Source organism: Rhodobacter sp. NSM (assembly GCF_052244495.1).
In the GTDB taxonomy this organism is placed as follows: Bacteria; Pseudomonadota; Alphaproteobacteria; order Rhodobacterales; family Rhodobacteraceae; genus Cereibacter_A.
Map to the genome: position 1 here is coordinate 69,420 of NZ_JBQPXH010000003.1, position 23,054 is coordinate 92,473.

A 23,054-nucleotide genomic window follows, 5' to 3' on the forward strand; every position below is an offset into this window, starting at 1 on the left:
GCAAGGAGCCGCCCATGATCGATGCCGGTCAGCCCGCCCCCGACTTTTCCCTGCCGCGCGACGGCGGCAGCACCGTTACGCTTTCCGCGCTGAAGCCTGGGAAAGCGGTAGTGTACTTCTATCCGAAGGACGATACCTCCGGTTGCACCCTGGAGGCACAGGAATTCACTGCCCTCGCCGCGCAATTTGCCGAGATCGGCACCACGGTGATCGGAATCTCCAAGGACAGCGTCAAGTCGCACGACAAGTTCTGCGCCAAGCACGGACTGGGGATCGTCCTGGCCTCGGACGAGGGCGCCTCGACCGCCGAGGACTACGGCGTCTGGAAGGAGAAGAACATGTACGGCAAGACCTACATGGGCATCGAGCGCTCGACCTTCCTGATCGACGGCGAAGGCCGGGTCGCTCGCATCTGGCGCAAGGTTTCGGCCCGGGGGCACGCCGCCGAGGTGCTGGCTGCGGCGCGCGAACTCTGAGCCGGGCCCCGCGCCCATCCCGGGCGCGGGCCACTCTGCCTTGCCGTCCGGCGCGTGCCCGCCGCCCATTTCCTCGTTCCGACAAAAGCCGCGATACGGGCGAAGATATTTTTCCCTTCCAGCCGCGATCCGCGACTGTTGCGCCGAAACCCCAGCTTCCGGAAATTCGCGGGACCCTGCGACCAAACGTCCGCCACGACGGGAACCACGCCCTCTATCGGCGAGTTCTTGCCCATTCAGGCGAGGTTTCGCCTTCTCCCCCCGCCTATTGGTCAAATCTGTTGCGCGGCTGCCGACCCGTGGCTAGTCAGTTTTCGGGGACAGGAAGGCCGGCCCCGGCGCCGGCATAAGGTTCGTCACCGCGAAACAACGAACGGGACCGACCGGTGCTGACGCGACTTCACTATCGGATGAACACGAGCCTCGAACGCATCCTGCCGGAACGCAGGCTCTTCCTGAAATCCGATAGCGACACGCGGTTCATCCGGCTCCGATCCGGGACGCAGCTCGCGGCCCTTGCCGGCGGCGCACTCTTTCTCAGCTGGACCATCTTTGCGACGTCGATCGTCCTCATGGACTCCGTCACCGCAGGCAGCACCCGCGACCAGACCCAACGCCAGCAGGCGCTTTACGAATCCCGCCTGAACGCCCTCTCCGCCGACCGGGACCGTCGGGCCGACGAAGCCGTGCGTGCGCAGGAACGCTTCAACCTCGCGCTGGCGGAAGTCTCGAAGATGCAGACCGCGCTGCTCGCGACCGAAGACCGCCGGAAGGAACTCGAAACCGGGATCGACGTGCTGCAGGACACCCTGATCCGCACCATCGAGGAGCGCGACGAGTTCCGCGAGGAATCGCAGCGCATGACCCTCGCCCTGGCCGAACAGACCGGCTCCGCGCGCACCGAAGGCTCGCGCACCGCCGATGCCGAAGCCACGCTCGAGCAGCTTTCGACCACTCTCGCCGCGACCGCCCGCCAGCGGGATGACATGGCCAATGCCGTGCTGCTGGCCAAGGAGGAGACCGACGAGGTCCTGCAGGAAAAGGCCGAGCTTCAGGCGCGCAACGAAGCCATCTTCTCGCAGCTCGAGGATGCGGTGACCGTCTCGATGGAGCCGCTCGACAAGATGTTCCGCGCCGCCGGTCTTTCCACCGACACGCTCCTCAAGCAGGTGCGTCGGGGCTATGCGGGCCAGGGTGGCCCGCTCTCGAAACTGACCGTCTCGACCATGGGCGGCGACCTGTCGCCCGAGGAGCGCCGGGCGAACGAGATCCTGAACGGGCTCGACCGGATGAACCTCTACCGGCTGGCGGCGTCCAAAGCGCCGTTCTCGATGCCGGTGAAGAGTTCCTTCCGCTACACCTCGGGCTTCGGCGGCCGCAGCGACCCGTTCGGCCGTGGGCATCGCCGGCACGAGGGGATCGACATGGCGGGCGCCAACGGAACCCCCATCTACGCAACCGCCGACGGCACGGTGATTCAGGCCGGCTGGGCAAGTGGCTACGGACGAATGATCAAGATCCGCCACGACTTCGGAATCCAGACGGTCTACGGCCATCTGTCCCAGATCCGGGTCGAGAAGGGACAAAGGGTATCGCGCGGCGACCGGATCGGTGATATGGGCTCTTCAGGCCGGTCTACCGGCACCCATCTTCACTATGAGGTCCGCGTGGACGGGTCGCCCGTCAACCCGATGACCTTCATCAAGGCGGCGAAAGATGTTTTCTAAGAGCAGAATCAACGAGCCCGGTCCCAAGCAGGGCGAGGCCGAGCGGCCAAGGAATCAGGAAGCCCCCGTGCAGAAACCGTCGACCGACTTTGCGCCCGGCGCGCCGAAACCCAAGCCCTCCGCCTCGGTCCTGTCGTCGGACCTGACGGTGGTCGGCAACCTGCGCACCACCGGCGACATCCAGGTCGAAGGAACGGTCGAGGGCGACATCCGCGCCCACCTGCTGACCGTCGGCGAAAGCGCCACGATCCGCGGCGAGATCGTCGCCGACGACATCGTGGTGAACGGCCGGGTGATCGGCCGCGTTCGCGGACTGAAAGTACGGCTGACCTCGACCGCCCGGGTCGAGGGCGACATCATCCACAAGACCATTGCGATCGAATCCGGCGCCCATTTCGAAGGCTCCGTCCAGCGGCAGGAAGATCCGCTGCAGAGCGGGAAGCCCGCTGCCCCGGCGGCCGCACCCTCCGCGGCTCCGGCCCAGAAGGCCGCCGAACTCTGATCCGTCTTCGCCGTCGGAAAGGCATGAAAAGGGCGCCCTTGGGCGCCCTTTCTCTTTTTGGGTCATGCACTTGCGGCACGATCTTGATGTTGCGCACGAAGCTGGTCCCGGTGCGGTGGACCTGAGACTGCCGACCGCCCGGAGAGCTTCAGTCGAGGGCCAGCCGGTAGAGGTGCCAGGTCGCATGCCCCAAAACCGGCAGCGCCACGAGCAGCCCGAGGAACCCGGGCAGCATGGCGAAGAACAGGATGCCGCCGATGGTGACGCCCCAGGACAGCATCAGCACCGGATTTGCCTGCACCACCTGCACACTGGTGATCATCGCCGTCACGAAGTCCAGTTCCCGGTCAAGCAGCAGCGGCAGGCTCACCACCGTGATCGAGAACAGGATGCTGGCGAAGACCGCACCGATCAGCATCTCGACGGCCAGCAAGGTCAGGCCATTCGCCGTCAGGAACGACTCGAACGAACTGGAAATGTTGACGATCGGCTGCATCCCCATGAAGAGGGCGAAGGCCATGTGCGACAGGAAGTTCCAGAACAGGAAGAAGATGACCACCACGGCAGCCATCGACGGGATCTGGCGGTCCTTCTGCCGGACGACGACCCCGAGCACTTCTCCCCAGTGCAGCGGCAGGCCGAGTTCCAGCCGCCGGCTCACCTCGTAGAGGCCGCAGGCGACGAAGGGTCCGAGGATGGGGAAGCCGGCCGCGGCGGGCAGGATCCACCAGAAGTTGCCGCTCGTGGTGAGCGCATAGAGAATGATCCAGCCACAGATCACATAGACGGCAGCGAAGAACAGACCAAAGGCCGGCGCGCGTCTGAAATCGCGCATTCCGGCAAACAGCACAGTCCGCAGGTCTTCCGGGGTGAGCACGCGTACCTCCGGAACCGCCACGGCGGATTCCAAGTAGCTTTGCGACATTCCGAGACTCCTCCTTCTCGAAGGGAGAAGGGTAAGCGCAGGTGCCGCTCAGCTCCAAGATGATTCTGCACCTCGGCTTTTCGTATGAGCGGGATCGGAAATTGGTCGCTGATGCGCCCCGCCGCGGATCGGGCGGCCGTCAGTTCTCGGCGTTCGCCTCGGCGCGACTCTTGCCGGCCACGTCCTGAGCGAGGGTGGCCTGCATGAACCGGTCGAGATCGCCGTCGAGAACCCCCTGCGTGTCCGAGGTCTCGACCCCCGTCCGCAGGTCCTTCACCATCTGGTAGGGCTGCAGGACGTAGGAGCGGATCTGATTTCCCCAGCCAGCCTCGCCCTTCGCCTCGTGCTGGGCGTTGATCGCCGCGTTCCGCTTGTCGAGCTCCATCTGGTAGAGCCGGGCCTTCAGCGCGTTCATCGCCGCCTCGCGGTTCTGGTGCTGCGACTTCATCGAAGAGGTCACGACGATATTGGTCGGAAGGTGGGTGATCCGCACCGCCGAGTCGGTCGTGTTGACGTGCTGTCCGCCCGCACCGGACGAGCGGTAGGTGTCGATGCGGATGTCGTTCGCCGGGATCTCGATCTCGATGTTGTCGTCCACCACCGGATAGACCCAGACCGAGGAGAAGGAGGTGTGCCGCCGCGCCGCCGAGTCGTAGGGCGAAATCCGCACCAGCCGGTGCACGCCACTTTCCGACTTCAGCCAGCCATAGGCGTTCGGCCCCGAGATCTTGTAGGCGGCCGACTTGATGCCCGCCTCCTCGCCCGCCGATTCCGACTGCAGCTCGACCTTGTAGCCCTTGCGCTCGGCCCAGCGGACATACATCCGCGCCAGCATCGAGGCCCAGTCGCAGCTTTCGGTGCCGCCCGCGCCCGCGTTGATCTCGAGGAAGGTATCGTTGCCGTCCGCCTCGCCATCGAGCAGCGCCTCGAGCTCCTTGGCGCGGGCTGTCTCGACCAGCGCTCGGATCGACGCCTCGGCCTCGGTCACGATCTCCTCGTCACCCTCGGCCTCGCCCAGCTCGATCAACTCGACATTGTCGCGCAGCCCGGTGTCGATCAGCTTGTAGGTCGAAAGCTGGTCCATCAGCTGCTGACGTTCGCGCATCAGCTTCTGCGCGCGCGCCGGGTCATTCCAGAGGTTGCCGTCCTCGATCATCGCGTCGAATTCCTCGAGACGGTGCGGCGCCGTCTCGAGATCCATGCGCTGGCCGAGCAGCGCGAGCGAGCGCCGGATGGCCTCGACTTGGTTCTGGGTCTCGGTGCGCATGGGCGAAAGTCCTCGATCGGTTCAGGCGGGATCGGTTCAGGCGGGGGTGATAGCGCGAAGGCGCGGACCGGGCAAGGCCGGGCCGCGCCTGTGACAGAGGGCCGGGGTCAGTAGAGGCCGCCCGAACTGAGCGTGCCGAAATCGGCCTTCTTCGGGATGACCTTGCGCTCGCCCGTGGCGGTGGTCACGGTCGAGCCCTGCGCGCTCTCGTCCTCGCCATAGGCAAAGAGGGGCAGGTTCGAGCCCATGGCGAAGCCGCCATCGACCCAGGCGCCCATGCCGAAGACCGGATCCTCGCCCTGCCGGAAGTATTCGGCCACGACGTTCTCGCCGGAGGCATTGTCGGGAAGCCGGGCGCCGGTGAAGCGGTCGATCTTGATGAAGTAGCCCCCCGGAGGCACCCGGAACTCGGAGCCGCCGTATTTCTTCACCGCCTTGGACATGAAGCTCTGGAACACCGGGCCACAGAACCCGCCGCCCGAGGCCGAGCCCATCGAGCGCGGCTGGTCGTAGCCGATGTAGCAGCCCGCGACCATGTTCGAAGTGTAACCGATGAACCAGACATCCTTGGCGTCGTTCGTGGTGCCGGTCTTGCCGGCCACCGGCACCGGCAGGTTGATCCCGCGCCCGGTGCCGCGCTGGACGACACCCTGCATCATCGAGGTCAGCTGATAGGCGGTGATCGCGTCCATCACGCGTTCGCGCTGCGACGTGATGTGCGGCGCCTGCCCCTCCGGCAGGAGCGGTCGGGCGCAATCCTCGCAGGCCCGCTGGTCGTGACGGTAGATCGTGCGGCCGAAGCGGTCCTGCACCCGGTCCACCAGCGTGGGTTGCACACGCTCGCCGCCGTTGGCGAACATGGCATAGGCGGCCACCATCTTGAACAGCGTCGTCTCCTCCGACCCGAGGGCGTTTGCGAGGAACTGCCCCATCCGGTCGTAGACCCCGAAGCGCTCGGCATAGGCGGCAACGGTGCTCATGCCGATCTCCTGCGCGATCCGCACCGTCATCAGGTTCCGCGACTGCTCGACCCCGGTCCGGAGCGGCGTGGGCCCGTAATATTTCCCCGACGCGTTCTTCGGCGTCCAGAGGCCCTGCGCCGTCTGCACCTCGATCGGCGCATCAATGACGATGGTGGCGGGGGTGAAGCCCGAGTCGAGCGCGGCGGCATAGACAAAGGGCTTGAAGCTCGACCCCGGCTGGCGCGTCGCCTGCGTCGCGCGGTTGAAGACGGAATACTGGTAGGAGAAGCCGCCCTGCATGGCGAGCACCCGGCCCGAGTTCACGTCCATCGCCATGAAGGCGCCCTGCACCTCGGGCACCTGGCGCAGCGACCAGCGCCGGAAGCTGCCGTCCTCGGCGGTGAGTTCCCGCACCAGCACCACCTCACCGGCCGAAACCAGATCGCCCGCGGCCTTCGCCTTGCGGCCGAGCTTGCCGTCGGCCTGCCTCTTGCGCGCCCAGGTCACGTCCTCCGCGGGGATGTAGTGGCCGTCCTCGTCCTCCTCGACGCCCTCGATGCCGATCCTGGCCGAGCTATCGCCCACCTCCAGCACCACGGCAGGCCGCCAGCCCGGCACGTCGCGCGGCACCCGCGCAGCCCCGAGGGCGGCTCGCCATTCGGACTCCGATCCAAGCTCCTCGGTCGGGATGGTCTGTCGCGTCCCGCGCCAGATGCCGAGGCTGCGGTCGTATTTCTCCAGCCCCTCGCGCAGCGCCGCCGCCGCTTCCTCCTGAAGCTCGCGGTCGATGGTGGCGCGGATGGTCAGGCCGCCACCGAAGAACTCCTGCTCGCCGAATTCGGACGAAAGCTGGCGGCGGATCTCGTCGGTGAAGTAGTCGCGCGGCGGCAGCGCCTCGCGGAAGGCCGGATAATCGCCGTTCTGGACCGAGCGCAGCGGCTCGTTCAGCGACGAAAGCAGCGTCGCCTCGTCGATATAGCCGTTCTCGAACATCTCACGCAGCACGTAGTTGCGCCGCTGCGTCAGCCGCTCCTTCGCGCGCACCGGATGATACTGGCTCGGCGCCTGCGGCATCGAGGCGAGCGTCGCGGCCTCGGCGGGGGTCAGCTGCGAGAGCGTCTTGTTGAAGTAGGTCTGCGCCGCCGCCGCCACGCCGTAGCTGTTCTGACCGAGGAAGATCTCGTTCAGGTAAAGCTCGAGGATCTTGTCCTTCGGAAGCGTCTCCTCGATCCGCGTGGCGAGGATGATCTCCTTGATCTTGCGCTCGCCCGTCCGGTCGCCCGAGAGCAGGAAGTTCTTCATCACCTGCTGGGTGATGGTCGAGGCGCCGCGCACGGTCTTGCCGCGCGAGCGCACGGCCTCCCAGGCGGCGACCGCGATGCCGCGGGCGTCGTAGCCGTGGTGGGTGTAGAAGTTCTTGTCCTCGGCCGAGATGAAGGCGTTCTTCACCAGGTCGGGGATCTCCTCGATCGGGGCAAAGATCCGCCGCTCCTGCGCGAATTCGTCGATGATCCGGCCCTCGCCGGAATAGATCCGGCTGATCGTCGGCGGCGTGTACTGCGCCAGGCTCTCATGACTCGGCAGATCGCGGGAATACATCCAGAACACCGCTCCGATGGTCAGCGCGAGTGCGAGCATTCCCAGCGTGATCGCAGTGAAGATGGCTCCGAAGACCGAGCCTACGAACCTCAACAATGGCGGTGCCCCCTCTGGTTGGGCGTCCTTATACACGCGGGCGGGCGGAAGGGCAAAACCTGCCCGGGGCCCGGAGCTTCGCGATTTCGCGATCAGCGGCGCAGCATGCCCTTCAGCGCCGCATCCTCGCGCGCCCAGGCCTTCAGGCCGCCGACCAGCGCCGCGACCATCCGCGCCCGCCAGACCGGGTCGCGGAGCCGCGCAAGATCGGCATCGCTCGACATGAAGCCGGTCTCGACGAGGATCGAGGGCATGTCCGGCGACTTCAGCACCGAGAAGCCCGCGGCCTGCCGCGGATGGCGGTGCATGGCGATGCCCTGCTCCTTGATTGCCGCCTCCAGCGCCAGCGCCAGCCGCTCGTTCCGCGGGCCGGTCTCGGTCCGGGCGAGGTCCATGAGCACGCCGGCCACCAGATCGTCATGCCCCGTCAGATCCACGCCCGCCAGAAGGTCGTCGCGGTCGTGCCGCTCGGCCAGCGCAGCCGCCGCGGCGTCCGAGGCCTCCTCGGCCAGCGTATAGAGCGTCGCCCCCACCGCCTCTCCCTCGGCGATGGCATCTGCGTGGAGCGAGACGAAGACCTGTCCACCGGCTTCGCGCGCCAGCGTGATCCTGGCCTCGAGCGGCACGAAGACGTCCTCCTCGCGCGTCACAGCCACGCGAAAGGTGCCGTCGCGCAGCAGAGCCTCCTTCAGCTCGCGCGCCAGCGTCAACATCAGATGCGCCTCGCTGAACCCTCCCCGCTCGGCGCCGGGATCGATCCCGCCATGGCCGGGATCGAGCACCACCGTCAGCGGTCCCGCGCCCTGCGCCCGGCGTGGGAGGTCCGCGGGCCTGGGCAGCGCCCAGCCGGGAGGTTCGGGCGTGGCCGCACGCGCGGCAAATTCGGCCGCCCCGGCATCGCGCAGCCTGACCTCGACGCGCGCGCCCTCCCCCGTGCGCATGCCCGCGCTTTCCACCAGCATCGGCCCGTCGAGTGCCATCACCAGTCGTGACCAGCCCGGCCGGAAGCTGCCGGCACGCACCTCGCTCACGCGGTCGGTGGTCCGGGGCAGCGCCGCGACCTGGCCGAAATCCACCTCGCGGAAATCCATGACCAGACGCGGCGGCGCATCCATCACCCGCACCCGCCACGGCACGGGCTGGCTCAGCTGCAGCTCGATCCCCACCCCGCTCCAGCCGCTCCGCGTGATGCCCGAACGCTCGGGATCGAGCCGCGCAAGGCCGCTCAGATCCTGCGCCGCCGCCGCCGAGAGCCCGAGCGCCGCCGCCAGCAGGCCCGCTCCCATGGCTCGCAGCGCCGCCCCCGTCATCCGCCCAAGCGATCCCATCCGCGCCCCTTCAGTCTCGTCCAAATATCCCCGCCGGAGGCTCCGCCCGTTACCTCCGGCGTGCCGCCATGAAATGCTCGAGCCGCCGCAGCCCCTCGACGATATCCGCGGTCGCGCGCGCATAGGAGAAGCGCAGCGTCCGCGCTCCCCGCACCGGGTCGAAGTCGAGGCCGGGCGTCACCGCCACGCCCGCCTCGCGCAGGATCTCGGCCGCGAACGCGAGGCTGTCGTCGGTCAGGTCCGAGACATCGGCATAGACGTAGAAGGCGCCGTCCGGAGGCGCGAAGCGTGTGAAGCCCGCCTTCGGCAGGCCTTCCAGCATCAGCCGGCGGTTCTCGGCATAGACCGCGCGGTTGGCCTCCAGCTCCTGCGCGCAGTCGAGCGCCGCCAACGCCGCGATCTGGCTTGCATGCGGCGGGCAGATGAACATGTTCTGCGCCAGCCGCTCCACGAGCCGGACATGCGCCTCGGGAACCACCAGCCAGCCCAGCCGCCACCCGGTCATCGAGAAGTATTTCGAGAAGGAGTTGATCACATAGACCTCGTCCGTGATCTCGAGGGCCGAGACCGCGCGCGTGCCGTAGTCGAGCCCGTGGTAGATCTCGTCCGAGATGAAGGCGATGTCCCGTGCCCGGCAGTGCAGGATCAGCGCCTCCAGCGCCTCGCGCGAGAGCATCGTGCCCGAGGGATTGCCCGGAGAGGCCACGATCAGCCCCGCGAGATCCGGCACGGCCTCCAGATCCTCCAGCACGGGCTGCAGCCGGTTCTCCTCGCGGGTGGGAATGCCCACCGGCTCCAGCGACAGGGCGCGCAGGATCTGGCGGTAGCTCGGATAGCCCGGCTCGCCAAGCGCCACGCGCTCGCCGGCCTCGAAGAGCGCCGTGAAGGCCAGCAGGAAGGCCGAGGAGGATCCCGCCGTCACCACCACCCGACTCGGGTCGAGGGCTACGCCATACCAGCGGTCGTAAAGATCGGCGATCCCCTGACGCAGCTCCGGCAGGCCGAGCGCCACTGTATAGCCCAGCGGCCCCTCCTCCATCGCACAGGCCAGCGCGGCCCGCGCCCCGGCAGGCGCGGGCGTTCCCGGCTGGCCCACCTCCATGTGGATGATCGACCGGCCGCCGGCCTCGAGCGTCCGGGCCTGCTCCATCACATCCATCACGATGAAGGGATCGACCGCCCCGCGCCTTGAAACTCGCATCTTCCGCCTCTTAGACTTTGCCTGCCGTTCCTGAGACACCGGGGCTCGAAGGTCAATGGCAGCTCACCGCCACCCGTGTGCATATCCGTGTTGCCAAACCGGCCGGATGAGTGTTCCTGTCCTGACCTGCGATCCGGTTCCCGGCCGATCGCGCGACCCGCACCAACCGGAGCCCATGATGAGACTGATCCCCCTCGGTGCCGCCGCCCTCTCGGGCGCCCTCGCCCTCGCCCCTGCCGCGCAGGCCGAGATGAGCGCCTCGGAGCGCGAGGCCTTCCGCGCCGAGGTGCGGGCCTATCTGCTGGAAAATCCGGAAGTGCTGATGGAGGCCTTCAACGCCCTGGAGCAGCGCCAGCAGCTCGACCAGGTCAATGCCGACCTCGCCCGTCTCGAGGAGCATTCGGCCGAGATCTACAAGGATCCGGCCAGCTGGGCGGGCGGTAACCTGCAGGGCGACATCACCGTGGTCGAGTTCATCGATTACCGCTGCGGCTACTGCCGCAAGGCCAATGCCGAGGTCGAGGAACTGGTGAAGTCGGACGGCAACATCCGCTTCGTGCTGAAGGAATATCCGATCCTCGGCGAGGAATCGGTGCTGGCCTCGCGCTTTGCCATCTCGGTTCTGCAGATCGCGGGCCCCGAGGCCTACAAGGCGGTTCACGACAGGCTCATCACCTTCCGCGGCGACATGACGACGGAGGCACTCGGCCGTCTCGCCGAGGAGATGAAACTCGACCGCGAGGCGATCCTCGCCCATATGGACAAGGACGAGGTCACGGCCGTCATCGCCGCGAACCACGAGCTTGCCGAAACGCTCGAGATCTCGGGCACGCCGACCTTCGTGGTAGACCGCACGATGGTGCGCGGATACGTCCCGCTCGACGGGATGCGCCAGATTGTCGAAGGTCAGCGCAAGGGCTGATACCCGGCCCGGCCGCGCGGGCCTCTCGGCAGGCCGCCGGCCACTCGCGCTGCGTGAATGACGGGATCGCCCTCATCGGCCGCTGGGCGCCTGCGCGGCGCCGGTCATTCGCGAAGCACCAACCGCCAGCGCTCGTTCGCGTGGACGAAGGCACGCTCCGGGCGATCTCTCAGCCCCGCTTGCCGGCATTAGCAGGAACCCCCGTCTCGCTGCCGGAGATGTTGAATCTGCGCCCGAAGGATCGCCCGGACCATCCCGAGCGCAGCCGCAACCGGCAGATGGGGCGAGGCTACTCGGCCGCTTCCGCCGCAGCCAGTTTCTCGGCCTCGATCTCGGCCGCGCGGTTCTCCACCATGGCCACGATCTCGTCGATCATCCGCTCGTTGCCGAGCTTATGGACCTGCTTGCCGGCGAGATAGACCATCCCCGAGCCATTGCCGCCGCCGGTGAAGCCGATGTCGGTCATCAGCGCCTCGCCCGGCCCGTTCACCACGCAGCCGATGATCGAGAGGCTCATCGAGGTCGTGACATGCGCCAGCCGATCCTCGAGTTCCGAGACCGTCTTGATCACGTCGAAGCCTTGCCGCGCGCAGGACGGGCAGGAGATGATCGTGACGCCCCGGTGACGGAGGCCGAGAGACTTCAGGATCTCGTAGCCGACCTTCACCTCTTCCACCGGATCCGCCGAGAGCGAGACGCGCAGCGTGTCGCCGATCCCGGACCAGAGCAGGTTGCCGAGGCCGACGGCCGATTTCACCGTGCCTGCCGTCAGCCCGCCCGCCTCGGTGATGCCGAGATGGATCGGTGCGTCCGTCGCATCGGCCAGCGCCTGATAGGCCGCGGCCGCGAGGAACACGTCCGAAGCCTTCACCGAGATCTTGAACTCGTGGAAGTCGTTGTCCTCGAGAATCCTGATGTGGTCGAGACCCGACTCGACCATCGCCTCAGGGCAGGGTTCGCCATACTTGTCGAGGAGATGCTTCTCGAGCGAGCCGGCATTCACCCCGATCCGCATCGAGCAGCCGTGGTCGCGCGCAGCCTTGATCACCTCGCGCACCCGGCTCGCGTCGCCGATGTTGCCCGGATTGATCCGCAGGCAGGCAGCCCCCGCCTCGGCCGCCTCGATGGCGCGCTTGTAGTGGAAATGGATGTCGGCCACGATCGGGACCGGACTTGCCGCCACGATCTCTTTCAGCGCCCGGGTCGAGGCCTCGTCCGGCACCGAGACGCGCACGATGTCGGCCCCGGCCTCGGCCGCACGGAGCACCTGGGCGATGGTCGCCTGCGCGTCGGCCGTGATCGTGTTCGTCATGGTCTGCACCGAGATCGGCGCATCGCCCCCGACCGGAACGTTCCCCACCATGATCTGCCGCGACTTGCGACGATGGATGTTGCGCCAGGGGCGGACATGATTCAGCGACATGGGTGGAAACCTCGGGTGATGGTCGCCGTCAACTTAAACCCAGCGAGGGATCGGCACAACCGGCTGCGCCCAAATGCCCTGCCCCTCTCGGACGACCGTTCGGCTGCCACGCGCAGCCGGTGAGTTGAGATCAGACGGATCAGCGGGCGTCGTTCTGTGCCACGGTGGCATAGCGGGCAAGGTCCGCATCGCCGGTCAGGTCAGCCACGGCATACTTGCCCGTGAGGGCTTCGGGCGAGAGCGCGACGTTCTTGACGACCTGCGCACCGGGGGCCGAGGGGCCATAGGTCTCGCCGTTCACCGCAAAATAGAGCGAGCCGGAATTGCCGGCACGCAGAACTGCGGGCTCTTCCATCTGCGGCACCAGGTAGCGTTCGCCCGCATCGAGGATCTTCTCGAACAGAACGGTCCCGTCCGCCGCCTGCACACGGACCCACGACGGGCGCACCGCCAGAAGCTCGACCGTCGGCGGAGCAGCCTCGGCGACCTGCACGACCTCTTCGACCACCGGGACCGCGACCGGCTCGGGCTGAACCTCGAGGGCCGCCTGCCGGATGCTGTCGCTCATGCGCGGGTTGATGGCGGCGATGGGTCCGTCGCGCGACACCAGCACCGGCACGTCGAGCGCCTGGGCCTGCGGCCGGTAGAGACGCCCCATCAGATCGGGCTGCGCCGGATCGGCCGAGGCGAGATCCATATCGTCTGCAGCAGGCTCGCTCCGCACCAGCGGTGCCATCGTGCCGACGCTGCCCAGCGGATCGATCTCGGCCACCACCTGCGGGGCCTGGTCAACCGGCGCCACCTGGACGCGCTGCACCTGTTGCAGCACGGCCCAGCCGCCATAGCCAATGCCGCCGATCAGGGCGAGCAGGACGAGCACCGACCCTACCGCACCGGGCTCGATGCTGGCGAGGAAGCTCTCGCCGCGCGGAACGAAGAGAGCATTGGGATCGGCGAGCGGATCGCGCGCCTCGCCTATGTGGCGCGGGCGGGTGCCGACCTCGCGCCGGGAAACGGAGGTGCCGACCGCCATTCCGTGCATCGTCCTGAAGTCGGCTTCCTCGCAGAACCGGGCGAAGGTCTCGTCCGGGTTCATGCCGAGGTAGCGCGCATAAGACCGCACGTAGCCCGCGACGAAGCCCTGCGTCTCGAAGGCCGAGACGTCGGCATTCTCGATGGCGGCGATGTAGGTGGCCTTGATCTTCAGCTCGCGCTGGACGTCCAGAAGCGATTTGCCAAGCGTCGCACGCTCGCCTCGCATCAGATCGCCCAGCCGCAGTTCGAAGTCATCGAAACCCTTGGGTTTATCGACTTCGGCCGTCGAAGGTTGTGTCCTCCGCCAGATCATGCGTTTGCCCGTCCCTGCCCCTTTACACCCCGGTCGGTTCCATCCGACTCAGGGGTGACCTGTCTCGAAAGAAGTAGCACAGGGCAGGGACGTTTGCATCCGCAGAAGCGGTCAAGCCACCACTTCGGCGCGATTCAGCGCACAATGCTGCCAGAGCACATCCATGGCCTTCACGAGGTGATCGATCATGGCCGAATCATGCACGGGCGACGGCGTGAAGCGCAGACGCTCGGTCCCGCGCGGCACGGTCGGGAAGTTGATCGGCTGCACGTAGACGCCGAAATGCTCGAGCAGCATGTCGGAAATCATCTTGCAGTGCACCGGATCGCCGACATGGACCGGCACGATGTGCGAGCCGTGGTCGATGATCGGCAGGCCGAGTCCCTTGAGGCGCATCTTGAGGATACGGGCCTGGGTCTGGTGCTTCTCGCGCAGCTCCACGTCGCCCTTCAGGTGATGCACCGAAGCCGCGGCGCCGGCCGCCACGACCGGCGGCAGCGAGGTCGAGAAGATGAAGCCCGGAGCGTAGGAGCGCACCGCGTCGCACATCTTCGCCGAGGCCGCGATATAGCCGCCGAACACGCCATAGGCCTTGCCGAGCGTGCCGTTGATGATGTCGATCCGGTCCATCAGCCCGTCGCGCTCGGCCACGCCGCCACCGCGGGGGCCGTACATGCCGACGGCGTGCACCTCGTCGATGTATTTCAGCGCGCCGAACTCGTCGGCGATGTCGCAGATCTCCTTGATGCGGCCGAAGTCGCCGTCCATCGAGTAGACCGACTCGAAGGCCACGAGGATCGGGCGGCCCTTGCCGATCGAGGTCAGGATGCGACGCAGGTCGTCGAGGTCATTGTGCTTGAAGATATGCTTCTCGGTGCCCGAGCGGCGGATGCCCTCGATCATCGAGGCGTGGTTCAGCTTGTCCGAGACGATGACGAGGCCCGGGATCAGCTGCGGCAGCGTCGACAGGGTCGCGTCGTTGGCGATATAGGCCGAGGAGAAGACCAGCGCGGCTTCCTTGCCGTGCAGGTCGGCGAGTTCGGCCTCGAGCCGCTTGTGATAGAGCGTGGTGCCCGAGATGTTGCGCGTGCCGCCCGAGCCCGCGCCGGTTGCGTCCAGCGCCTCGTGCATGGCGCCCAGCACCACCGGATGCTGGCCCATGCCGAGATAGTCGTTGCCGCACCAGACGGTGATTTCCTTTTCGCTCCCGTCGGGCTTGCGCCACATCGCTTTCGGGAAGGCACCCTTGCGCCGCTCGATGTCGATGAAGGTCCGGTACCTGCCTTCGGTATGGAGCCGGTTCAGAGCGGTATCGAGTGCCTGGTTGTAGTCCATCTTCGTCTCCCTGACGCCCGGACCGCCGGGCAAGCTGGGTGTGATAATGAAAATTCGGCGCGCCGCGGCCTTGATGAGGATCAAATCCTAAGTCTGGAACCGGTGAATTTGAAACCCGTTCATTGGTCCCTGCGTCAATCGGCCACCACGAGGATGCAGTCGGAAGCCCCGGCCTCTTCCGCACAGTCGCGCAGCGCCTTCGCCTGCGCTCCCGCGCCGGAGCCGAGGCCCCAGTGCCCGGTGGCCGGCGATATGGCCAGCGCCCGGCCGTGACCCCGGCTCTGGCCGCCATTCAGGGCCTTCGTTGCCTCGGAGGATAGGCTGAACCCGCGGTCCTTCCACCCCTTCGGCCGGACGAGGCCCACGATCTCGCAGGCCCGGCGCCCCTTTCGCTTCGCCTCGCACGCCTCGAGCGCAGCGCGCTTGGCGGCTTCGGTCGTATGGTGGTTGGCGGCGGCGATTGTCGCTTCGGAGGCCAGCCCCTCGTCGGGAGAGACTGCAATCGCGCCGTAGTAGGGCTGCTCGCTCACCGCCATCCGCAGCAGCGCCGCATCCTGCTCCGACAGGAAATCAGCCGTCACGATCTCGACCTCGGATCCGGCCGGATCGAAGAGCATCCTCTTCGCTTCCTTGCCCGTCACCGGACCCGCCGAGGCCCCACCGGACGCCACGAGGCTCAAGGCTGCCACGATCGCCAGACGCATGTTCGACTCCGCCGACTCGTTCCGGGGCTTCTCTTAGCGCAGGTCGTTCGTCCCGCACAGGGCCTCCGCATCTCCTGGCCGCTCGCGAGGACGCGCCGCCCCCCTCGCCGGAAGGCTCAGAACACCCGCTGGACCGACCGGGACAGGAAGAAGCCGTGCCCGTCCATGTTGCGGCAGTCGAGCCCCTGGCGCGAAGACTGGCAGACGAAGCCGCCGAAGCGGCCGGTGACGCCGTAGTCCGCCCTGTCCCATCCGCCCCGGTCGCGGCTGACCGGCTCGCAGAGCATCTGCACCGGCCCGCGGTCCTGCATCAGGAAGACGTGGCCCCAGTCCGAGGCGCAGCCCGGCGGTCGGGGTGCAGCGGGCGGCCCTGAACGCTCGATGATGGTGCAGCGGATATCTGAGGTGTCCGTCTCCACGCCGACGCTGCACTGGATGTTCTCCGACGGCGTCTCGAAGGTGAAGACATCGGCCGCTGCGGGCGCCGCGGCCAGAAGCGCGGACAGAAAGAGCGGTCGCGCCACGTCATCCTCCAAATTGACTTCTCGGTGGTGCGGCAGAATACACGGGGACAGGGGCCGAGTCTGCCGCCACTGAGACCGGAGACCCGCCCCGCGGCCGCGAGGACGTCCCAAGGGCGGCATCGCCTTCAGGGCGTGCGGCGGCCCCGCCCCGCGGCTGACCCCGGCCACCGCCGCGTGGCCGACAATGCAAGCAGGCCGCTGCAGGCGGCCGACACTCCGCCTCTGGCGGAGAACCCGATGAGGAAGGACCAGAAGATGACGCTCGACGCGGTGCTCGCCCGGATCGACAACGACCTCCCCGAGGCTCTCGACCGGCTGATGGCCCTGTTGCGGATCCCCTCGATCTCGACCGATCCGGCGCATGCCGCGCATTGCGAGGCCGCCGCCGACTGGCTTGTGGCCGATCTCGAGGGGCTCGGGTTCGAGGCCTCCAAGCGCCCGACGCCCGGCCACCCGATGGTCGTGGCCCATGCGCCGGGCGAGGGCCCGCACCTCCTCTTCTACGGTCACTACGACGTGCAGCCGGTCGATCCGCTGTCGCTCTGGCACCGCGACCCCTTCGACCCGGCCATCGAGGAGACCCCGGCCGGCCGCGTGATCCGTGCGCGCGGCGCCTCGGACGACAAGGGCCAGCTCATGACCTTCCTCGAGGCCTGCCGGGCCTGGAAGGCCGAGCACGGCCGCTTCCCCTGCCGCCTCACCATCTTCCTCGAAGGCGAGGAGGAATCGGGCTCACCCTCGCTCGTGCCCTTCATGCAGGAGAACGCCGAGGAGCTGACGGCCGACCTCGCGCTGATCTGCGACACGGGCCTCTTCGAGTCGCGCACGCCCGCCATCGTGACGATGCTGCGCGGCCTTCTGGGCGAGGAACTCGTGGTTCGCGGACCGTCCAAGGACCTCCACTCCGGCATGTATGGCGGGATCGCGATCAACCCGATCCGGGTGCTGGCGAAGGCGCTGGCCGGGCTTCATGACGAGACCGGCCGGGTCACCCTGCCCGGCTTCTACGACGGCGTGTCCGAACTTCCCGACGCGATCCGCGCGCAGTGGCAGGGTCTCGCCTTCGACCACGCGCGCTTCCTCGGTGACGTGGGCCTGTCGCGGCCCGCAGGCGAAGAGGACCGCACGCCGCTCGAGATGATCTGGTCGCGGCCGACCTGCGAGATCAACGGGATCTGGGGCGGCTACACCGGCGAAGGCTTCAAGACGGTGCTGCCCTCCGAGGCGCATGCCAAGGTCAGCTTCCGCCTGGTGGGCGAGCAGGATCCGCAGGCGATCCGCGAGGCCTTCCGGGCACATGTGCGCGCGCATCTCCCGCCCGACTGCACGGTGGAATTCCACGGCCACGGCAATTCGCGGGCGGGCCACATGCGCACCGGCGCCCCCGCCTTCGAGCAGGCCCGCGCCGCGCTGAGCGAGGAATGGGGCCGCGAGGCGGCCTATGTCGGATGCGGCGGCTCGATCCCGATCGCGGGTTTCTTCCAGACCATCCTCGGCATGGACGCCATGCTGGTAGGCTTCGGCAAGGACGACGACCAGATCCATTCGCCGAACGAGAAATACGACCTCGAGAGTTTCCACAAGGGCATCCGCTCCTGGGCGCGGGTGCTGGCGCGCATCGCGGGATGACCGCCCCGATCCGGAATGCCGAGGCGGCGGACGAGCCCGTCTTCCGCCGCCTCTGGGCCGAATACCTGGCCTTCTATCGCGTCGATCTCGCGCCCGAGATCACCGACACGACCTGGGCGCGCATCCTCGACCCGGCGTCGCCGCTGGGCGCCCGCCTCGCCGCGCCGGGCGGGCTGGTGCGGGGCTTCGCGCTCCATCACCGGCACCTTTCCACCTGGAACATCCGGCCGGATCTCTATCTCGAGGATCTCTACCTCGAGCCCTCCGCGCGCGGACAGGGTCTTGGCCGGTCCCTCATCGAGGATCTGATCGAGCTCGGACGCAAGATGGATTGCGGCCGCCTCTACTGGCACACCAACGAGGAAAATGCGACGGCCCGCGCGCTCTATGACCGCTTCACGCCCAGCGATCGCCACGTCCGCTACCGCCTCACGCTCTAGCGACCCGCAGCGCCCGCGCGGATGCGACTCGCAGCACCCGCGCGGATTTTACGGACGCCTTGGACCATCGCACCACCACGCGACGCACCAGAGGCGTTGACCGCAGCCGGGCCCTTCCCGTCCGGCGGTCCTCTCACTCTTGTTCAAGCATCCTCGGGGGCACGGGGGCAGACAGCCCCCGCCGCTCCGCAGGGGCAGCCGCCGAAGAGGCTCGGATTCGCCCACCGCCTGGCCGGCACCCGCTTCGGCGTCGCGACCGGTCCGGACGCATAGCCACGACCAACGTGACAGGCAGTTCATGGCTTTGAAGGAAGGTGGCGCGGTTGACGGGGCTCGAACCCGCGACCCCCGGCGTGACAGGCCGGTACTCTAACCGACTGAGCTACAACCGCGCGCTTTCACGTTCGGCGGCGGCGGGCGGTGGCGCGGTTGACGGGGCTCGAACCCGCGACCCCCGGCGTGACAGGCCGGTACTCTAACCGACTGAGCTACAACCGCGTGCGCCGTCCGGTCGCCGCCGAACGTGAGGGGGGTATTACGCAGCCTCTCGGGCGCCGTCAAGCGCCCCTGCGCCGAAAATGTGAAAGTAGCTTTCGCCTCGGCCACCGGTCTTCCGTGCCCGCCCCGCGACAGTCCGGGCGGGGCCGGTGTCACTTCTCCGGCGCCGGGATGAATTCCGCGTCGTCGCCGGGAGGCAGACGGAACCGGCCATGGGCCCAGTCTCCCGCGCGCCAGGCCTCCTTCGCAGCCTCGATCCTGTCCTTCGAGGAGGCGACGAAGTTCCACCAGATCCAGCGCGGCCCGTCCGCCACCGCACCGCCCAGCACCATGACCCGCGCGCCTGCGTCCCCGGCGGTCAGCGCAAGCCGGTCTCCCGGGCGCACCACCAGCATCCGCCCGGCCTCGAAGGTCCGCCCTCCGACGCTGACCGAGCCCTCGATCACATAGGCGCCGATGTCCTCGTGATCCGGCGGCAGCTGCAGCCGGGCCCCGGCCGCGAGCGCGGCATCGGCATAGATCGCCTCGACCGGCAGATCGACCGGCGCCCGCTCGCCCCAGGCTTGCCCAAGGATCAGCCGCACCCGCTTGCCTTCGCCCTCCAGCTCCGGCAGGTCCGCGGCACCGGCGTGAGCGAAGGCGGCCGCATCGTCCTCCCGAGCCTTCGGCAGGGCGAGCCAGGTCTGCAGGCCGAAGAGGCTGCCCGGCCCTTCCGGCGCATCGGTGCGCTCGGAATGGGTGATGCCATGGCCGGCAAGCATCCAGTTGACCGCCCCCGGCTCGATCCACTGGTCGGTCCCAAGGCTGTCGCGGTGATGAAGGCGTCCCCGCATGAGGTAGGTCACAGTCCCGAGGCCGATATGCGGATGCGGGCGCACGTCGATGCCGCGCCCCGTCAGATGCTCCACCGGTCCCATCTGGTCGAAGAAGATGAAGGGTCCCACCATCTGGCGGGCCTGCGACGGCAGCGCCCGACGCACCTCGAAGCCACCGAGGTCGCGGGCGCGCGGCACGATCACCGTCTCGATGGCATCGACGGCATCGCCGATCGGAATGTCGGGGTCGAGGGCGGGATTCCAGCTCATGATGTCCTCCTGTTCCGAAGGCGAAGATAGCGCCCGCCGCGTCCCGGCGCAGTCCTCCGGTAAGCGCGGAGCCTGTGCGGCAGCACACAGGATCATCCGCATCCGACACGCCCGCGGGCAGCGCCGCCCCCAGCTCTGGCCTTCCCGCGTGCGGCCGGGCGCGCGCCACCGCCACCACCCCCTTGCAGAGTCACTGTTCCACGCCTATGGGACGCCATGACCCAGCACGACCGCCTCCTCATCATCGATTTCGGGTCGCAGGTGACCCAGCTCATCGCGCGCCGCCTGCGCGAGCTGAACGTCTACTGCGAGATCCACCCCTATCAGAACGTGACCGAAGCCTTCCTGCAGGGCTTCGCACCGAAGGCCGTGATCTTCTCGGGCGGACCCTCCTCCGTCTTCGCCGAAGGCGCGCCGATGCCGCCGAAAGGCGTCTTCGATCTCGGCGTGCCGATCCTCGGGATCTGCTACGGCCAGCAGGTGATGATGCACTGCCTTGGCGGCAAGGTCGAACGCGGCCACGGCACCGCGGAATTCGGGCGGGCGTTCGTCACGCCGTCCGAGGGGCGGCTCGCGATCCTCGACGGCTGGTTCGAGGACGGGCGCGAGCAGGTCTGGATGAGCCACGGCGACCACGTCTCGCAGATCGCGCCGGGCTTTCAGGTGTTCGGCACCTCGCCCAACGCCCCCTTCGCCGTCACCGCCGATCCGGCGCGCCATTTCTACGCCGTGCAGTTCCACCCCGAGGTGCACCACACCCCACGCGGCGCGAAGCTCTACGAGAATTTCGTGAAGCTCGCGGGCTTCAAGGGCGACTGGACGATGGGTGCCTACCGCGAGGAGGCGATCGCGAAGATCCGCGCTCAGGTGGGCGATGCAAAGGTGATCTGCGGCCTGTCGGGCGGCGTCGACTCCTCGGTGGCCGCGGTGCTGATCCACGAGGCGATCGGCGACCAGCTGACCTGCGTCTTCGTCGATCACGGCCTCCTGCGGCTCGGCGAGGCCGAACAGGTCGTCTCGATGTTCCGCGACCACTACAACATGCCGCTGATCCACGCCGACGAGACCGAGTTGTTCCTCGGCGCGCTGGAAGGCGTCTCGGACCCGGAGGTGAAGCGCAAGACCATCGGCCGGCTCTTCATCGACGTGTTCCAGAAGCACGCGGCCGAGGTGGGCGGCGCCACCTTCCTCGCGCAGGGGACGCTCTACCCCGACGTAATCGAATCGGTCAGCTTCTCGGGCGGGCCTTCGGTCACCATCAAGTCGCACCACAACGTGGGCGGCCTGCCGGAGAAGATGGGGCTGAAGCTGGTCGAGCCGCTGCGCGAACTCTTCAAGGACGAGGTCCGCGCGCTCGGCCGCGAGCTTGGCCTGCCCGAGAGCTTCATCGGCCGCCACCCCTTCCCCGGCCCGGGCCTCGCCATCCGCTGCCCCGGCGAGATCACGCGCGAGAAGCTCGAGATCCTGCGCCGGGCGGATGCGGTCTACATCGACCAGATCCGTCGTCACGGCCTCTACGACGAGATCTGGCAGGCCTTCGTGGCGCTGCTCCCGGTCCGGACCGTGGGTGTCATGGGCGACGGGCGGACCTACGACTACGCCTGCGCGCTGCGCGCCGTCACCAGCGTGGACGGCATGACCGCCGATTATTACCCCTTCACCCACGACTTCCTCGGCGAGACCGCCACGCGGATCATCAACGAGGTGCAGGGCATCAACCGCGTGACCTACGACATCACGTCGAAGCCGCCCGGAACCATCGAGTGGGAATGATCCGGGCCGGAGGCGCCTGAGCGGCGCCTCCCCCTCGGCCGCCGGGGGTCCGAAGGCCGAGTGCCACTCCGGCGCCCCCGTCTGCTACAAACGGCGGCTCTCGCGGCCCTATGCCAAGCCTGTCGACCGGCACCACGGGCAAGCCCCGCTCGCGTTCCCATCCCTTTTCGGCCCCGCCCCGCACCCCTTGCGCCCACAGATCCTGCCGTTCGCCGCACGGCGCCAACCTGCGCGCGCTCTCCCGCCTTTCACTCTGTGCAAATATCCTCGGGGGTGCGGGGGCGGACGGCCCCCGCTCGTCGGTGGCCTCCGGGACCGCCCCTGACGGACCTGTCTGGACAATAGCCCGCGGGCGGGGGATGGTGGCCGGCCCCAGATCCGGACCTCCGAAATGCCCCCCCAGCAGCACCTTTCCGCAGCCACCCTCTGGATGGCAGGTGCCATCGCGTCCTTCTCGGCCATGGCCGTGTCGGGGCGCATGGTCTCGGGCGTGCACGACACCTTCGAGATCATGACCTGGCGCTCGCTGGTCGGCCTTCTCGTCGTCGGCGCGTGGGCCGCGTCGGCGGGCAGGCTCGCCGAGGTCCGGACCGCGCATTTCGGCCGCCATCTCGTCCGCAACCTCTGTCACTTCACCGGGCAGAACCTCTGGTTCTGGGCGCTGGGGATGATCCCGCTGGCGCAGGTCATCGCGCTCGAGTTCACATCGCCGCTCTGGGTCATCCTCCTCTCGCCGCTGCTTCTGGGGGAACGCATCACGCGGATGCGTGCCCTGTCGACCGTGGTCGGGTTCGCCGGCATTCTCGTCGTCGCCCGGCCGGATTTCGCGCAGATGGACCTGGGCGTGCTCGCCGCTGGCGGCTCGGCCATCTTCTTTGCAGGCTCCATCATCCTGACCAAGCGCCTCACCCGACACGAGTCGATCGTCTCGATCATGTTCTGGCTGACGCTGATCCAGGCGGTCCTCGGGCTCGCCTGCACCTTTGCCGATGGCCGCACCACCTGGCCCACGCCCGCCTCGAGCGTCTGGCTGCTGATGATCGGCCTCTCGGGCCTTTCCGCCCATCTCTGCCTCACCAAGGCCCTCTCGCTCGCGCCGGCGGGCTTCGTGGTGACGGTGGATTTCCTGCGCCTGCCGGTCTTCGCGATGCTCGGCATGATCCTCTTCTCCGAGCCGCTGGACGCGATGGTCATCCTCGGCGGCGGCATCATTCTTGCAGCGAACTGGATCAGCATCCGCTCGACCGGGCGGGCAAGGCGGCCACAGGACGCAGGGTGAAATACGCCTTC

At 67.9% G+C, this 23,054-nt stretch carries 19 protein-coding genes and 2 tRNA genes; 8 read left to right on the plus strand and 13 right to left on the minus strand.

Features of this window, described 5'->3' with window-relative positions; translation table 11 throughout:
- The first annotated feature begins 14 nt into the window (after positions 1-14).
- The 3 genes from ACTVZP_RS07410 (at position 15) to ACTVZP_RS07420 (ending at position 2,705) form a co-directional block, all read left to right on the plus strand.
- On the plus strand, positions 15-476 hold the full coding sequence (locus ACTVZP_RS07410; protein ID WP_443211505.1) for a peroxiredoxin: 462 nt from the start codon (positions 15-17) through the stop codon (positions 474-476).
- Between the two features lie 386 nt (positions 477-862).
- A complete protein-coding gene (locus ACTVZP_RS07415) occupies positions 863-2,203 on the plus strand; it encodes a DUF5930 domain-containing protein (protein WP_443211506.1) in 1,341 nt (446 codons plus the stop codon).
- Positions 2,193-2,705: a bactofilin family protein gene (locus ACTVZP_RS07420; protein WP_443211507.1), complete on the plus strand. Its 513-nt coding sequence runs from the start codon at positions 2,193-2,195 to the stop codon at positions 2,703-2,705. The genes ACTVZP_RS07415 and ACTVZP_RS07420 overlap by 11 nt, the downstream gene beginning before the upstream one ends.
- A 148-nt stretch (positions 2,706-2,853) precedes the next feature.
- Here ACTVZP_RS07420 and ACTVZP_RS07425 read toward each other — a convergent pair whose 3' ends face one another.
- The 5 genes from ACTVZP_RS07425 to ACTVZP_RS07445 all read right to left on the minus strand — a co-directional run bounded on the left by ACTVZP_RS07425 (position 2,854) and on the right by ACTVZP_RS07445 (position 10,083).
- Positions 2,854-3,630 carry a DUF2189 domain-containing protein gene (locus tag ACTVZP_RS07425; RefSeq protein ID WP_443211508.1) on the minus strand — a complete coding sequence of 259 codons (777 nt, stop codon included), beginning with the start codon at positions 3,628-3,630 and terminating at the stop codon, positions 2,854-2,856.
- A gap of 139 nt (positions 3,631-3,769) precedes the next feature.
- Positions 3,770-4,897, minus strand: a complete 1,128-nt coding sequence (gene prfB, locus ACTVZP_RS07430; RefSeq protein ID WP_443211509.1) for a peptide chain release factor 2 — start codon at positions 4,895-4,897, stop codon at positions 3,770-3,772.
- A 107-nt stretch (positions 4,898-5,004) separates the two neighbouring features.
- The gene (locus tag ACTVZP_RS07435) at positions 5,005-7,554 is read right to left on the minus strand and encodes a penicillin-binding protein 1A (RefSeq protein ID WP_443211510.1); all 2,550 of its coding nucleotides are present in this window, start codon (positions 7,552-7,554) and stop codon (positions 5,005-5,007) included.
- A 92-nt stretch (positions 7,555-7,646) separates the two neighbouring features.
- Entirely contained in the window at positions 7,647-8,882 is a 1,236-nt protein-coding gene (locus tag ACTVZP_RS07440) for an N-acetylmuramoyl-L-alanine amidase (protein WP_443211511.1), read from the minus strand.
- 49 nt (positions 8,883-8,931) lie between these two features.
- Positions 8,932-10,083, minus strand: coding sequence for a pyridoxal phosphate-dependent aminotransferase (locus ACTVZP_RS07445; RefSeq protein WP_443211512.1), 1,152 nt, complete (start codon positions 10,081-10,083; stop codon positions 8,932-8,934).
- Positions 10,084-10,261: 178 nt separating this feature from the next.
- Between ACTVZP_RS07445 and ACTVZP_RS07450 the strand changes: the two genes are divergently transcribed.
- Positions 10,262-11,005: a DsbA family protein gene (locus ACTVZP_RS07450; protein ID WP_443211513.1), complete on the plus strand. Its 744-nt coding sequence runs from the start codon at positions 10,262-10,264 to the stop codon at positions 11,003-11,005.
- Between the two features lie 289 nt (positions 11,006-11,294).
- On the opposite strand, the gene ispG is transcribed toward ACTVZP_RS07450, so the two are convergent.
- From ispG to ACTVZP_RS07475, 5 genes are all read right to left on the minus strand, one after another.
- On the minus strand, positions 11,295-12,428 hold the full coding sequence (ispG, locus tag ACTVZP_RS07455; RefSeq protein ID WP_443211514.1) for a flavodoxin-dependent (E)-4-hydroxy-3-methylbut-2-enyl-diphosphate synthase: 1,134 nt from the start codon (positions 12,426-12,428) through the stop codon (positions 11,295-11,297).
- A 139-nt stretch (positions 12,429-12,567) separates the two neighbouring features.
- Complete coding sequence (locus tag ACTVZP_RS07460; protein ID WP_443211515.1) at positions 12,568-13,776, minus strand: helix-turn-helix domain-containing protein; 1,209 nt, start codon at positions 13,774-13,776, stop codon at positions 12,568-12,570.
- Positions 13,777-13,887: 111 nt separating this feature from the next.
- Positions 13,888-15,111: a 5-aminolevulinate synthase gene (hemA, locus tag ACTVZP_RS07465; protein ID WP_443211517.1), complete on the minus strand. Its 1,224-nt coding sequence runs from the start codon at positions 15,109-15,111 to the stop codon at positions 13,888-13,890.
- Between the two features lie 134 nt (positions 15,112-15,245).
- Positions 15,246-15,815 carry a DUF4189 domain-containing protein gene (locus tag ACTVZP_RS07470; RefSeq protein ID WP_443211518.1) on the minus strand — a complete coding sequence of 190 codons (570 nt, stop codon included), beginning with the start codon at positions 15,813-15,815 and terminating at the stop codon, positions 15,246-15,248.
- 116 nt (positions 15,816-15,931) lie between these two features.
- A complete protein-coding gene (locus ACTVZP_RS07475; protein ID WP_443211519.1) occupies positions 15,932-16,339 on the minus strand; it encodes a DUF6636 domain-containing protein in 408 nt (135 codons plus the stop codon).
- Positions 16,340-16,594: 255 nt separating this feature from the next.
- On the opposite strand from ACTVZP_RS07475, the gene ACTVZP_RS07480 reads away from it, so the two are divergent.
- Together ACTVZP_RS07480 and ACTVZP_RS07485 are read left to right on the plus strand one after the other, a co-directional pair.
- Positions 16,595-17,968 (plus strand): M20/M25/M40 family metallo-hydrolase, encoded by a 1,374-nt coding sequence (locus ACTVZP_RS07480; RefSeq protein ID WP_443211926.1) that lies wholly within the window; start codon positions 16,595-16,597, stop codon positions 17,966-17,968.
- A complete protein-coding gene (locus ACTVZP_RS07485) occupies positions 17,965-18,408 on the plus strand; it encodes a GNAT family N-acetyltransferase (protein WP_443211520.1) in 444 nt (147 codons plus the stop codon). The genes ACTVZP_RS07480 and ACTVZP_RS07485 overlap by 4 nt, the downstream gene beginning before the upstream one ends.
- 315 nt (positions 18,409-18,723) lie before the next feature.
- Here ACTVZP_RS07485 and ACTVZP_RS07490 read toward each other — a convergent pair.
- The 3 genes from ACTVZP_RS07490 to ACTVZP_RS07500 form a co-directional block, all read right to left on the minus strand.
- Positions 18,724-18,800, minus strand: a tRNA-Asp gene (locus tag ACTVZP_RS07490).
- A 29-nt stretch (positions 18,801-18,829) separates the two neighbouring features.
- A tRNA-Asp gene (locus tag ACTVZP_RS07495) sits at positions 18,830-18,906 on the minus strand.
- A 152-nt stretch (positions 18,907-19,058) separates the two neighbouring features.
- On the minus strand, positions 19,059-19,991 hold the full coding sequence (locus ACTVZP_RS07500) for a pirin family protein (protein ID WP_443211521.1): 933 nt from the start codon (positions 19,989-19,991) through the stop codon (positions 19,059-19,061).
- 216 nt (positions 19,992-20,207) lie between these two features.
- On the opposite strand from ACTVZP_RS07500, the gene guaA reads away from it, so the two are divergent.
- Both guaA and ACTVZP_RS07510 read left to right on the plus strand, forming a co-directional pair.
- Positions 20,208-21,764: a glutamine-hydrolyzing GMP synthase gene (gene guaA / locus ACTVZP_RS07505; protein ID WP_443211522.1), complete on the plus strand. Its 1,557-nt coding sequence runs from the start codon at positions 20,208-20,210 to the stop codon at positions 21,762-21,764.
- 391 nt (positions 21,765-22,155) lie between these two features.
- Positions 22,156-23,043 carry a DMT family transporter gene (locus tag ACTVZP_RS07510; protein ID WP_443211523.1) on the plus strand — a complete coding sequence of 296 codons (888 nt, stop codon included), beginning with the start codon at positions 22,156-22,158 and terminating at the stop codon, positions 23,041-23,043.
- Positions 23,044-23,054: the final 11 nt, after the last annotated feature.